This window comes from Pseudomonas sp. SH10-3B (assembly GCF_019891415.1).
In the GTDB taxonomy this organism is placed as follows: domain Bacteria; phylum Pseudomonadota; class Gammaproteobacteria; order Pseudomonadales; family Pseudomonadaceae; genus Aquipseudomonas.
Window position 1 is genome coordinate 38,188 of the sequence record NZ_JAFLXD010000029.1, and the last position, 13,000, is coordinate 51,187.

Here is a 13,000-nt window from a genome sequence, read left to right on the forward strand (position 1 = left end):
ACGGGTGCTCCTATTTCGTGACGTCCGGGTCCTGCATCACTTTGAGGGTAGAGGACTCCGGATCAAATTCATCTTCTTCCAGTTCTATGAACTCTTCCGGCAGGAAAATGTTCAGCAGGATTGCACAGAACGCACCCACGGTGATCGGCGACTCGAAGATGTTGTGCAGCGCCTTGGGCAGCTCGCGCAACACTTCCGGCACGGCGGCCACGCCCAGGCCCATGCCGAGGGAGATCGCCACGATCAGCACATTACGGCGATGCAGCCCGGCTTCGGCGAGGATCTTGATGCCGGCCACGGCGACGGTGCCGAACATGATCAGGGTCGCGCCGCCCAGCACCGGCTTGGGCATCAGTTGCAGCACCGCGCCGATCATCGGCAACAGCCCCAGCAGCACCAGCAGGCCGGCGATGAAGTACGCCACGTAGCGGCTGGCCACGCCGGTCAACTGGATCACGCCGTTGTTCTGGGCGAACGTCACCATCGGCAGGCTGTTGAACGTCGCGGCCATTGCCGAGTTGAGGCCGTCGGCCAGCAGGCCCGACTTGATGCGCTTGATGTACAGCGGGCCCTTGACCGGCTGTTGGGAAATCATCGAGTTGGCGGTCAGATCGCCCGCCGCTTCCAGTGGGGAAATCAGGAAGATCACCGCCACCGGGATAAACGCCACCCAGTCGAACGAAAAACCGTACTTGAACGGCACCGGCACGCTGATCAGCGGTACCTGGGGCAAGGTCGCCATATCGACGCGGCCCAGGCACCAGGCCACTACAAAGCCCAATGTCAGGCCGATCACGATCGAGCCCAGGCGCAGGAATGGGTTATTGAAGCGGTTCAGCACCACGATCGTCAGCAGCACCAACGCTGCCAGCCCCATGTTGCTCGCCGCACCCAGGTCGCTGGCGCCAAAGCCGCCGGCCATGTCGGTGACGGCGACTTTGATCAGCGACAGGCCCATCAGGGTAATGATGGTGCCGGTCACGACCGGGGTGATCAGCTTGCGCAGCTTGCCGATGAACTGGCTGAACACCACTTCGATAAACGCGGCGAAAAAACAGATGCCGAAGATCGTCGAGAGAATTTCATCAGTGCCGCCGCCCCGGGCCTTGACCATGAAACCCGCGCTGAGAATCACGCTGATAAACGAGAAACTGGTGCCTTGCAGGCACAGCAGCCCCGAACCGATGGGGCCGAACGTGCGCGCCTGGACGAAGGTGCCGAGCCCCGACACAAACAGCGCCATGCTCACCAGGTAGGGCACTTCGCTTTCCAGGCCGAGCACGCCACCGACGATCAGGGTGGGGGTGATGATGCCGACAAAACTGGCCAGCACATGCTGCAATGCGGCAAATATCGCCGCGCTGAAGTGCGGGCGGTCTTCCAGGCCATAGATCAGGTCGGACTTATAGCGGGGGCGGGGGGCTTGAGCGTCAGACAAAATGAGGGCTCGGGTCAGAAAAGGGAGGCGCAGGATGCCAGAAACTGCTCAGCGTCAGAAGTGTAAAAAAATATTTATAAAGACCCTGCATAAAACCCCGATTCCTGCCGATACTGCTTATAGGCCCACCTATCAAAAACAACAGTGATGGCCGAGGTCTGGCCGTGCGTTGTCGCTGGCTGATCGTTTCGTGGCATGGACGCGTGCTGCCACTCCATTTCGAGATCACTCCTATGTCGCTCCGTCACTTGAACATCGCCCCTCGAGCTTCTCTCGGCTTCGCCTTCATCGCCCTGTTAGTGGTGGTGTTGGGCGGCTTCGCGGCCAACCGCATGACGTTGATCCGCCAAGCCTCGGTAGACATGAGCGCGAACCAATTGCCCAGCGTGACGTACCTGGGCCAGATGACGGAGAACGTCCTGCGCATGCGTATTCTGTCATTTCGCGTACTGGTCAACCGCGAGCCCGCCGCCCTGCAGGAAGCCGAAACGCGCATCGGCGTGCTGGTCGACAAGGTGAAGACGGCCCAGGCCGGCTATGCGGCATTACCCGCCGGTACGGAGGAGGCGGCGTTGTACAAGACGTTTGCCAGCACCCTGGATAACTACTTCAAGGCCCAGGCAGACATGCTGTTGCTGTCCAGGCAAGGCAACATCGAGCAGATGCGTACCCTGATCAATACCCGGATCAAGGAAGGAACCGACCAGATGGGCGAGCAGTTGAACAAGCTGATTGCGATCAATGCCGCCAACGCCAAACAAGCCAACGACCACGCAGCGCAGAGCTACACCAGCGCCATTACCGGGATTATCGTGGTGTCGGTCACCGCTGCGCTGCTCACGGTGCTGCTGGCCTGGTTGCTGACCCGCAGCATTGTCACGCCTTTGCGTAAAGCTGTTCAGGTGGCTGAAACCATCGCCGGTGGCAACCTGACCGCCGTCATTGAAGATCATGGCAACGATGAACCCGCGCGCCTGATCAACACCTTGTCGACCATGCAAACCAACCTGCGCCAGACCATCCAGCACATTGCCGGTTCGGCCACTCAGCTGGCCTCGGCGGCTGAAGAGTTGAGCAACGTGACCGAGGAAGCGTCCCGGGGCCTGCAACAGCAGAACAATGAAATCGACCAAGCCGCCACGGCGGTCAACGAGATGACCGCTGCGGTGGAGGAAGTGGCGCGCAATGCGGTGTCCACCTCCGAGGCTTCCAACCAGTCCAACCAGGCCGCGCGCGAAGGCCGCGACCGAGTGGTGGAAACCGTCGGTGCGATCCAGACCATGACCCAGGACGTACAAAACACTGCGGCGATGATCGAAGGCCTGGCCACCCAGGGCCGTGACATCGGCAAGGTGCTGGACGTGATCCGCGCGATTGCCGAGCAGACCAACCTGCTGGCGCTGAACGCCGCCATCGAAGCGGCCCGCGCCGGTGAAGCCGGGCGCGGATTTGCCGTGGTGGCTGACGAAGTACGCGCCCTGGCCCATCGCACGGCGCAGTCGACCCAGGAAATCGAGAAAATGGTCGCCGGCATCCAGAACGGCACCGGTGAAGCCGTGCAATCGATGCAACAGAGCAATCAGCGCACCCAGGCCACGTTGGAAATGGCCCGTGCTGCCGGTGTGGCCCTGGAGCAGATCACCCAGTCCATCAGCCTGATCAACGAACGCAACCTGGTGATCGCCAGCGCGTCGGAAGAACAGGCCCAGGTGTCCCGCGAAGTGGACCGCAACCTGGTCAACATCCGCGACCTGGCCACGCAGTCGGCGGCGGGGGCCAACCAGACCAGCGCGGCCAGCCATGAACTGTCGCGCTTGGCGGTGGACTTGAACGGGATGGTGGCCAGGTTCGTTATCTGACCCACTTTTTGCAATGCAATCAAATGTGGGAGGGCAAGCCCCCTCCCACACGTGTTCTGTGTGGTGTCAGAAGCTATTGCTTCCAGGCCCCTGGGTTCACCAGATTCTTGGGTTTTTCACCCGCCAGCGCCTGCAACAGATTATCCACCGCACACTTGGCCATCGCCTCACGCGTCTCATGGGTCGCCGAGCCGATATGCGGCGTCGCCACCACGTTGTTCAAGCGCAGCAACGGCGAGTCGTGGCTGAGCGGTTCTTTTTCGAACACATCCAATCCCGCCGCCCGAATGGTGCGTTGCTGCAAGGCTTCGACCAACGCCGCCTCGTCCACTACTTTGCCCCGCGAGATATTGATAAAGATCGTCTCCGGGCCCATCAGCGCAAACTGCTCGGCGCCGATCAGCTTCTCGGTTTCAGCCGTGAGCGGCAGGGTCAGGCAGACAAAATCGGCCTGTTGCAGCAAATCGTTAAGGCTGCGGTACTGCGCACCAAAGCGCTGTTCCACCGCTGGTTTGGGCGAATGGCTGTGGTAGAGCACCGGCATGCCAAAACCGAAATGCCCGCGCTGGGCCAAGGCTTCGCCGATGCGGCCCATGCCGATGATGCCCAGGGTCTTGCCATGCACGTCGCTGCCGAAGTGTGCCGGGCCGATATTCTTGTTCCACTGGCCGGCACGCACCATGTCGGCCAGCTCTACCACACGCCGGGCGGTGGCCAGGATCAGCGCGAAGCCGGTGTCGGCGGTGGTTTCGGTGAGCACGTCCGGGGTGTTGCTGAGCAGGATGCCGCGCTCGGTCAGGTAGTCGATATCGTAGTTGTCGACCCCCACGGACACGCTGGCCACGGCTTCCAGTTGCGGCGCGAGGTCCAGCAACCTGGCATCCAGGCGCAGGCTGGCACCCAGCAGGCCATGGGCGGTGGGCAGGGCATCGCGCAGCTTGGCCAGGCCGGTCTCATCCAGTGCATCGATCAGCGTGACATCGGCCCGCTCATGCAGGCGTGCCATCAGTGGCGCAGAGAGTTTCTTGTACAACACAACGGACTTTTTCATGAGGTCTTTACCTTCAACTCCAGGGTTGGCGCCGGCGAGCGGTCACTGGCGCCGGGCTTGAGGAAAATCGTCAGCACCACCGACAGCATCAGCGCACCGCTCATCAGCAGGTATGAAGCGCCGGGCGAGCCGGTACTGCTATTGAGGTAACCCACCAGGTACGAGCCGCCGAACGAGCCGAGGGCGCCCATGCTGTTGATCAGCGCCATGGCGCCACCGGCCACGTTGGCAGGCAGGATCTCCGGGACGATGGCAAAAAATGGCCCGTAAGGCGCATACATGCAGGCCCCGGCAATCACCAGCAGGGTGTAGGACCACCAGAAGTGTTCGGCGCCCAACGCGTAGGACGCATAGAACGCGATGGAGGCAACCAGCAGCGGCGGCCACACAAAGCGCTTACGCTTTTGCAGTTTGTCCGAGCCCCAGGACACCACCAGCATGGCGATCACTGCGGCGAGATAGGGCAGGGCCGACAGCCAGCCGGCCTCGACCATGTCCATCTGCAGGCCTTTCTTGAGGATCGACGGCAGCCACAGGACAAAACCGTACACACCGATGCTCCAGCAGAAGAACTGCAGCGCGAGGATGATCACCTTGGGCGAGCGGAACGCTTCGGCGTAGTTCTTCACCGCCTTGATACCGACCTGTTCGGCAGCCAGCGCGGCCTCCAGGTCTTTTTTGTGCTGTTCGCTCAGCCACTTGGCGTCTGCGGGTTTTTCATCCGCGAGCTTCCACCAGATAAACGCCCACAGCACCGCCGGCAGGCCTTCGATGATAAACATCCAGCGCCAGCTGAAATGCTGCACCAGGTAGCCGGACACCACCGACATCCACAGCATGGTCACCGGGTTGCCGAGGATCAGGAAGGTGTTGGCGCGCGAGCGTTCGGCACGGGTGAACCAGTGGCACAGGTACACCAGCATCGCTGGCATCACCGCCGCTTCAACCACGCCGAGCATGAAGCGAATGACGATCAGCATGTAGGCGTTGGACACCACCCCGGTCAGGGTGGCCAGCCCGCCCCAGAGGATCAGGCTGACAAAAATCAGCTTTTTGACACTGCGCTTCTGCGCGTAGATCGCCCCCGGCACCTGGAAGAAAAAGTAGCCAAGGAAGAACAGTGCACCCAGCAACGACGACATGCCGGGGGTGATCATCAGGTCTTCGGCCATCCCGGAGGCGGCGGCAAAACCGTAGTTGGCGCGGTCCAGGTACGCCAGGCTGTAGGTGATAAAGACGATGGGCATGATGTACCACCAACGACGGGTGGCGAGTTTCACGGTGTCCATAAGGTTGCTCCTGAGCTTGTTGTAGTTGTGGCAACAGGGTGTGGGTCAAGCGACGGATCGGGTGGGTAATTCAGAACGGGTGGGCAAGCCTTCCATATCGCCGCGACTCTGTACGGCGCGGCTGCCGATCCAGTTGCCGCGCTGCACGGCCTCGGGGAAGCTGAGGTTTTCCAGCAGGGCGCTGATCATGCCCACGGCAAAGCCATCGCCGGCGCCGACGGTGTCCACCACCTTGTCCACCCGTACAGCGGCGACAAAACCTTGGTCCAGTTGGGTTCGGTAGTAGGCGCCATCCTGGCCAAGCTTGATGGCCACGGCTTCGGCGCCCTGGTCGATGTAGAAGGCGGCAATATCGGCCGGGTCGTCGTAACCGGTGAGCAAACGGCCTTCGCCCAGGCCCGGCAAAACCCAGTCGGCGAGGCCGGCGAGGGCGTTGATTTCGCGGATCATCTGTTCTTGGCTGGTCCACAGCGACGGACGCAGGTTCGGGTCGAATGACACGCTGCGCCCGGCTTTGCGCATCTGCGTCATCAATTCGCGGGACAGCTCACGGGTGGCCTCGGACAAGGCCGGTGGAATACCGGTGGCATGCAGATGGCGGGCTTGCAGCAGCGCCGGGCTGATGGCGCCGATGGAGAGATGGCTGGCCGCCGAGCCCTTGCGGAAGTACTCCACCTGCGGGTCATCGCCGGCTTCTTCGCGGGACTTGAGTTGAAAGCCGGTGGGGTGCAACGGGTCGACCGCTACATGCCGGCAATCCAGGCCTTCTTTTTGGAGCGTGTCGACCACAAAGCGCCCGAGGGAATCATTGCCCACCCGGCTCAGCCAGGCGACGTTGAAGCCCAGGCGCGACAGGCCGATGGCGACATTGCTGTCGGCGCCGGCAATGCGTTTGTGAAACTGTGCGACCTGGGCCAGGTCGCCGGTCTGCTCGGCGACAAACATCGCCATGGTTTCGCCAAACGAGAGGATATCGATCTCAGACATGGGCGTGCTCCGCACGGGGTTGGCCAAGCAGGGCGAGGGTGGCTACTTGCTGCGCGGTGACGTCGACCAGGTCATCGCCCTGCAACGGGAATTCCACGGCCCGGGTAATTCCTTGAGTCATGTGCTTGAGCAGTTGTTCCCACAGATGCAGGTCGGTGGCGCCGGGCGGCAGCGCCACCAGCTTGCCGTCCGCGCGACGCGCCACGGCCTTGCAGTGCAGGTAGTCGACGTGCCGGCCGAGCAGGCGTGCGGCGGTCAGGGCGGATTGGTCCTGCCACTGCCAGTTGCCAATATCGAAGGTCATCTTCACCGGCAGACCCAGGCGCTCGACTTCAGTGAAGAAGCGCTGCATCGGCTCGATGCGTCCACCGTGCAGGGTCTGGTCGTTTTCCACCAGCAGCTTGACTGGGTGACGGTCGAGCAGGGCGTGCAAGCTTTCCAGGTCGTTGGTGTCGGTGAAGTAGCCGAGGGAGACTTTCAGCCAGCGCGCACCAAAGGCCTGGGCGCGGTCGAGGGTGGCGCTCAGTTCCGCATTCGGCTGGGCGCGGCCGGCGACCCACAATTCCAGGGGCGATGAGAACACCGCCTCCAGACCGTGCTCGGCGGCGGCCTGGGCCAATTCGGCGGGTTGCTCAACGGTCAGCAGTTCTTCACGCCACTCGATGCGCTGGGCACCGGCAGCGGCCAGCAGCTCGACAAAACTCAACTGGCCTTGCTGGCGAACCAGGTCGGCGCCGTAGCTGGAAAGGCTGATGGAGACGGGGTATTTGTGCATTGTTGTTTACCTCTGAAACCGGTTTCATTTTTCTACGTTAAATGTCCAATCGACTCTGCCGTAGCAGTTGCTACGTGTACGGGCGCTGGGTGGAGCCTCGGATGATCAACTGGGGCAAAAAATCCAGGGTGCGGGTCGGCGCGGTGTCACCGCGCAACCGCTTGAGCAAGCAGTCGAACGCACTGGCGCCAATCGCCTCGGTCGGCTGGGCGAGGGCGGTGATGCCGTTGCCCACCAACGGGTACCAGTCCAGATCGTCCAGGGCGATCAACCCGATATCGCCGAACAGGTTGCAGTCCAGCGCCTTGAGCGCACGGGTGCAGGCCAGCGTGGCGACGCCGTTGGCACAGAACACCGCCTTGGGGCCGGGTTTGGCGAGAAAGGCTTGCAGGCGTGGTTCCAGCGCATCACTGAGCTCCAGTACCGCGCCGGTCAGCGCCGGGTGCCGGGCAATTTCGTGCTTGAAGCTGTCCAGGCGTTCCTGCCGTGAACTGGTGCCATCGCAGGCTTCGCTCACCAGCAACACCTCGCGGTAACCCTGCTGTTCCAGATGCTCCACGGCCATGCGCACCGCCGCCGGGTTGTCCAGCCCCACGAGGTCGCTGTGCAGTGGCTCGACCTTGCGGTCCACCAGCACCAGGGGCATTTCCCTTTGCAGTTCCAGCAGTTGGTCGAGGTGGTGACCGAGGGTGTTCACGATCAACCCTTCGATGTTGTACGAGCGCAGCGCCGCCAGGTGCTTGCGCTCCTGCTCGTCATCGCGGTCGGTGTTGCACACCACCAGGCTGTAGCCGTGCTGGCGGCAGGCGGTTTCGACGCCGTGCATCACGGCAATGGAGTAGGGGTTGCGGATATCGGCCACCAGCATGCCGATCAGGCGCGTGCGGCCACGTTTCAAGCCACGGGCCATCTGGTTAGGGCGGTAGCCAAGCTGCTCGATGGCTTGCTCGATGCGCAGGGCAATGGCGTCGGAGAGCAGAGCGCGGTCGTCGCCGATAAAGCGCGACACGCTGGCTTTGGACACGCCGGCGCGTTGGGCGACGTCGAGCATGGTGACACGGGTGCGTTGGGCGGCGGAAAAAGGGGTCACGGTCGCGGGCCTTTCTTATTGGATTAACGGTTTCCTGCTACGAATGCATAGCGATGAAACCGGTTTCAGAAGACACCAAGTCCACACGTTCGTCAAGCGTCCATCCCCCGTGCCGCGGCTTCTGAACCGACGAACGGCGCAGCCGACCTGTTAGTTCTGACAGTATCCACGGGCTCGGAACCGGAGCTTAATTGGGTCAGGCAAACAGTCTCAATCAGCAGCGCTCCGACTGCCCGTCAAGGCGCAGCGCCGGTGTTGCGACAGGTCAAGGAGAGCTTCATGGCCATCTCAGGAAAGTCCCGCTCCGCTGTTTTTTACGGTGGCGTACCGCAGGCATCGGAACTCCCTGCGGCGGTTGTGGTGAACGCTATTCCGGGAGATCCCAATGGCTTGATTCCAACCGAATATCTGTATCACCCGATCAAAATTCAGTTGGAGAAGATATGGCGTTTTCCTGCCCTGGATAGGGAGACAGATTACGTCCACTTTTACATCAAGCCCCACACGCCCGAACCGGAATACCCGCTTCCGCCGATTCCACTGCAAGGGCCGCTCACGCAGGAAAAAGACTTTCCTGTGGAGCTGAGCATCGGTGGCAATTGGCTGAAGATCAGCGGTTCATACGACATCCGGTATGAAGTAGACGGGCCCGGCGGGTTGGAGCAAAGCCCTCACACCAGGACGTTTACCATTGATTGGATCGCGCCCGGAGGCAGTGCTCCAATGCTACCGGCCACTTTCGTAGATCCTGAAATAGCCGAGTTCGGTGTGACGGAAGAGTACCTGAGTACCCATCCGACGATCGAAGTGCTGATCCCGACCTACTTTGATCGGCAGCCCTTTGACGAGGTGCCGATTTTTTTGTTGTCCAGCGAAGATGCCAATCCCTTCGAAGCGGTTTACATCCACACGTTCACCTCCAGCACTGAACCGCTGAAAGTACCCGTGCCATCAAGCGCTTTTCGTACATTGCAGTCGGGCCCGCGCGCATTGCGCTATACCTTGCGCGACAGGGCGGGCAACCAGCGCCTGGATTACTCAGGCCCGACGCCGGTGTATATCGATCTCGACCCCGCGCCCAGCGGATTGAAACCCCTGTCAATTGTGGCGTATGACTATGACGGCCGGGTTGATCGTGGCGATGCGCGACAAGGTGTGACGGTACATTTCGGGGCCTATTTCGACTGGAAGAGCACGGACGACGTGGTTGTGAGCTGGAACGGTATCGTCCTGGCCAGGGAACCCGTGACCGGCTTTCCCAAAACCGTCGCCGTTGATTGGGCAACGTTGATTCAAAAAGGCTATGTGCAAACGCACTTCCCGGTGCAGTACTTCATTTACCGCGCGGGCAGCTCTGATGGTGTGCCATCACCTATTCGGTACATCGACGCCGACTTCCGCGTGGCCGGGCAGGACCACGAGGATGCGCCAGCCGAATACAACCGGCACCTGGCGAAAGTCGAGATTAGCGGTGGTGGGTCCGATACACCCAATCACTTGGATTTCAATGATGTCGATAAACCGGTTACCGCCAGGGTTGTGTTATTTGACGATCCTAAAGTAGGCCAATGGATGGATTTGTATTGGGGCGATGTAGAAGAGGCTGTTGCCAGGTATCAAGTAAAGGCGGGAGACGTCGCGGGAGCAATCGTGACGTTCCCACTTATAGAGTGGTCAGCGATTGCGGATCATATAGCTAATAATCCGGCGTTTCCGGTCACGTATCGAACCAGTAATGGCGTCAATGAACAATTGGCGCCAAGTCAGACGGTGAATATCAATATTGTGCCGCCGGTTAAATTCCCGCCTCCTGAGTTTTTACACGCCGAGAATAGCTGGCTTCACTGTCAGACTTCTCCACCCCTCTGGGAAGGCGTGCATGTTCGAGTAAACAAGCACATTGCAATTCAAGATAAAGATGAACTGCGCCTTAGATGGCAAGGAACCCTGGGATTTGCGGGTAACAGACCTATTCCAGAAACGTCCGAAGTGTTCGTCGAGCCTTGGGCGCCTATCGATGATACCCGCGGCTACCATGATTTTATTGTGCCCTATCTGCCCTATGTACAACCCATGAAAGATAACGGTGGCGCGATGGCAGAGTTTAGCGTGTGGCGCAAAGGCGTGAGGGTGGGAAGTTCGCAGGTTCGTTATGTGAAAATCGACCGGAAGTTTGCGACGTCACCGCCCGTGTACTGCGGTCCCGGTGGGCCGGGGCCAGAGGGGGCAGTATTTAAATAAGCTCTTTTGATGTGTGTTTCATTCCGGCAACAGAAGCGTCGTCGTGTCTGCATGTTATTTGGCTATGTGATGCCTGTTATTTCTTAAGGGTGTTGTTCACGGGCCTGGACGCTTGCGAGCCCTTTCTATGAGCAAGGAGAAATCGAGATGGCAATTAATAGTTTAAAAAAGTCAGTTGTAACAGGCTGGGACGACCCCAATTTGAAACCGCCAGAGTTTCCCCAGGCCCTCAACGGAGAAAACGGCTTGATATGGCGGCCATCCCTGAGCGACGACGGTGGCTTACGGGTTGATTGCCCGATCTGGAGGTTTCCGGATGATGGCGACGAGATGCAGATCGAAGTCAGCCTGGTGGGGCAAGCGTTCTGGATCCCGCTGGACCCGATTTTTTTTTCGACTCAGCCCAGTGGGCCCTTTGTCGAAGTGACCGTTAGCGAGGATCTTTTAGGCCATGGCGAGTTCGATCTTCGATTCAAGGTCAAGCCTGGCTCAGGCGGTGATTACTCTGACTTTTCGCAGCAACAACGGGTCAAGATTGACCTTTACGGGCCCTATAAGTCTCCCGGCAGAAGTGAAGCGCCAGCAAGAATAATATTTCCCGATTCACTGCCCCTAGGCGTCGACATTACCCAGGACACGCTGGATTTGAATCCTGGTGGTTTCGACTTCGAAATTCCAGGTTATGCAGGTTTTGAGGCTGGGGACAGGGTGGTCAGGTTCTGGTTTACCGCACTCCAGCCACCTGACGATGCGCCGTGTTTGGGTAGCGTTCCCATGGAAAGCGGTGGGGTGGAAATCAATCTGCCCATTTCGGCTTTTCACGATTTCGTGGACGGTAACTATTTTGCCTACTACCAGTTGTGCGATGCCGCCGGTAACACCAGTGAAATTTCCAAAATCCCCACGGGGCGTCGGCTCAAACGTAGCGCAAACTTGAACTTGGCTGCTCTTTTGGTTGTTTCCCCGCCAGAGGACGCGTTGGTCGATATCGAGGCGTGGCAGGCGGGTGTGGTGGTGGCAATCCCCAATTATACGTGGGAGCCTACCGATCAATACAGGCTGCGTTGGGGAAGCCAAACGACGGCATTAGCGCCACTGACTGGGGTTTTTCCATTCGAATTTACGGTGCCGTCCGAACTGATCTTGAACGAATATGCCGATGAGACGGGGCCAGTGTCGACGGAGGTCACTTATGAGATTCTCAGGACGGGGTCTTCCAATCGGCCTTTGGACGACACGCTGGTCGATGTTGATCTCAGTGTTGAAGGGCCACCCGTAGTGATTCCGGGAGACCCAAATCCTGACTTGGACCTCGTCACCATCACGGGTCCGGCGTCCGCCCCCACCACGAACTACCTGAACTCTGCCGACATCGATCATGTCGACCCTATCATCGCAACTTTCGATTTGTGGACGGTCGACCCTGAGCCCGAACCCGATATGGTTATTACCCTGTTTTGGGGTAATAAACTGAACCCGGCAGGCTCATACACCGTTCAGGTGGACGATGGTCCTGGTTCTCCGGTGAGTATCGACGTGGATAAGGACGCCATTGCTAAAGCGGGCAATGACGACGCCATCCCCGTTTTTTGTGGTGTAAGTGGCCCCGGTACGACCAATATCAACTATTCAGACAGTACTCCCGTTGAAGTGGACAATGCGATTACACATAAACTCGAAGCGGCCGAGTTCCGCAATACGCTCTCCTGGGGTGGCGACCCTCGTGGCAGGATTACGTGTGCATCCTTGCGACCCACAGGGACCGAAACGCCGCCGGGCGATAAATACATCGAAGTCTGGATTCCGCCGAGCGCTGATTTTTTCGACGATGGGACACAAGTCAACTTCGAGTTCGTAGCCTCTGTCGGGCTTGCTGGCGACCAACCGATTGCGGCAACGCGAGGTACCGCTTCGGTTACGTTGGACGCGGAGATGGCGAAAAATGGGTTCATCTTCGAACTCAAGCCTTTCGACCCGCATCTCAAGGTAGTGGGGGCAGAGCCGCCGTTTGCCTCGATGTGGCTCCAATACTCTGTGGATGTCGCAGGAACGCCGGCAGAGTCCGTGCCCGCCGTTGTTCCGGCGCGCATGGTGACGGTCAATAACTTCTGTGATGGTAGTCCCGCATAACGTAATGAGCGCTGTAACAACCACCGCGGCGTGAGGCGCCTCGGTGGTTTTTTTTGCTCCAAGCAGTCATTTCTTTTGTGTTGTTCAGATTTTTCCTACTTACCCCTACGCCCTCCATCTCTAACCTCGCGGCCTCTATA

General features: G+C 59.6%; 9 protein-coding genes. 3 read left to right on the forward strand and 6 right to left on the reverse strand.

Annotated features, from left to right (window positions below):
* Nucleotides 1-10: 10 nt before the first annotated feature.
* Nucleotides 11-1,438: a nucleobase:cation symporter-2 family protein gene (locus tag J1G35_RS20355; RefSeq protein ID WP_223015848.1), complete on the reverse strand. Its 1,428-nt coding sequence runs from the start codon at nt 1,436-1,438 to the stop codon at nt 11-13.
* A 233-nt stretch (nt 1,439-1,671) separates the two neighbouring features.
* Here J1G35_RS20355 and J1G35_RS20360 point away from each other — a divergent pair, with 233 nt between their 5' ends.
* On the forward strand, nt 1,672-3,297 hold the full coding sequence (locus J1G35_RS20360; RefSeq protein WP_223015849.1) for a methyl-accepting chemotaxis protein: 1,626 nt from the start codon (nt 1,672-1,674) through the stop codon (nt 3,295-3,297).
* A gap of 73 nt (nt 3,298-3,370) precedes the next feature.
* Here the strand turns inward: J1G35_RS20360 and J1G35_RS20365 are convergent, their stop codons facing one another.
* The 5 genes from J1G35_RS20365 to J1G35_RS20385 all read right to left on the reverse strand — a co-directional run bounded on the left by J1G35_RS20365 (nt 3,371) and on the right by J1G35_RS20385 (nt 8,489).
* Nucleotides 3,371-4,348, reverse strand: coding sequence for an NAD(P)-dependent oxidoreductase (locus J1G35_RS20365; protein WP_223015850.1), 978 nt, complete (start codon nt 4,346-4,348; stop codon nt 3,371-3,373).
* The gene (locus J1G35_RS20370; RefSeq protein ID WP_053135114.1) at nt 4,345-5,637 is read right to left on the reverse strand and encodes an MFS transporter; all 1,293 of its coding nucleotides are present in this window, start codon (nt 5,635-5,637) and stop codon (nt 4,345-4,347) included. The genes J1G35_RS20365 and J1G35_RS20370 overlap by 4 nt, the downstream gene beginning before the upstream one ends.
* A 45-nt stretch (nt 5,638-5,682) precedes the next feature.
* The gene (locus J1G35_RS20375) at nt 5,683-6,624 is read right to left on the reverse strand and encodes a sugar kinase (protein WP_223015851.1); all 942 of its coding nucleotides are present in this window, start codon (nt 6,622-6,624) and stop codon (nt 5,683-5,685) included.
* Nucleotides 6,617-7,399 carry a TIM barrel protein gene (locus J1G35_RS20380; protein WP_223015852.1) on the reverse strand — a complete coding sequence of 261 codons (783 nt, stop codon included), beginning with the start codon at nt 7,397-7,399 and terminating at the stop codon, nt 6,617-6,619. The genes J1G35_RS20375 and J1G35_RS20380 overlap by 8 nt, the downstream gene beginning before the upstream one ends.
* 70 nt (nt 7,400-7,469) lie before the next feature.
* Nucleotides 7,470-8,489 (reverse strand): LacI family DNA-binding transcriptional regulator, encoded by a 1,020-nt coding sequence (locus J1G35_RS20385; RefSeq protein WP_347709464.1) that lies wholly within the window; start codon nt 8,487-8,489, stop codon nt 7,470-7,472.
* A 279-nt stretch (nt 8,490-8,768) separates the two neighbouring features.
* On the opposite strand from J1G35_RS20385, the gene J1G35_RS20390 reads away from it, so the two are divergent.
* Together J1G35_RS20390 and J1G35_RS20395 are read left to right on the forward strand one after the other, a co-directional pair.
* Nucleotides 8,769-10,730: a hypothetical protein gene (locus J1G35_RS20390; protein WP_223015853.1), complete on the forward strand. Its 1,962-nt coding sequence runs from the start codon at nt 8,769-8,771 to the stop codon at nt 10,728-10,730.
* Nucleotides 10,731-10,877: 147 nt separating this feature from the next.
* Nucleotides 10,878-12,860 carry a hypothetical protein gene (locus tag J1G35_RS20395; protein WP_223015854.1) on the forward strand — a complete coding sequence of 661 codons (1,983 nt, stop codon included), beginning with the start codon at nt 10,878-10,880 and terminating at the stop codon, nt 12,858-12,860.
* The last annotated feature ends 140 nt before the right edge of the window (nt 12,861-13,000 follow it).

Coding starts and splice junctions, on each gene's coding strand:
- J1G35_RS20375 (WP_223015851.1), bottom strand. CDS start 6,624: ATGTCTGAGATCGATATCCTCTCGTTTGGCGAAACCATGGCGATGTTT.
- J1G35_RS20395 (WP_223015854.1), top strand. CDS start 10,878: ATGGCAATTAATAGTTTAAAAAAGTCAGTTGTAACAGGCTGGGACGAC.
- J1G35_RS20390 (WP_223015853.1), top strand. CDS start 8,769: ATGGCCATCTCAGGAAAGTCCCGCTCCGCTGTTTTTTACGGTGGCGTA.
- J1G35_RS20380 (WP_223015852.1), bottom strand. CDS start 7,399: ATGCACAAATACCCCGTCTCCATCAGCCTTTCCAGCTACGGCGCCGAC.
- J1G35_RS20370 (WP_053135114.1), bottom strand. CDS start 5,637: ATGGACACCGTGAAACTCGCCACCCGTCGTTGGTGGTACATCATGCCC.
- J1G35_RS20360 (WP_223015849.1), top strand. CDS start 1,672: ATGTCGCTCCGTCACTTGAACATCGCCCCTCGAGCTTCTCTCGGCTTC.
- J1G35_RS20365 (WP_223015850.1), bottom strand. CDS start 4,348: ATGAAAAAGTCCGTTGTGTTGTACAAGAAACTCTCTGCGCCACTGATG.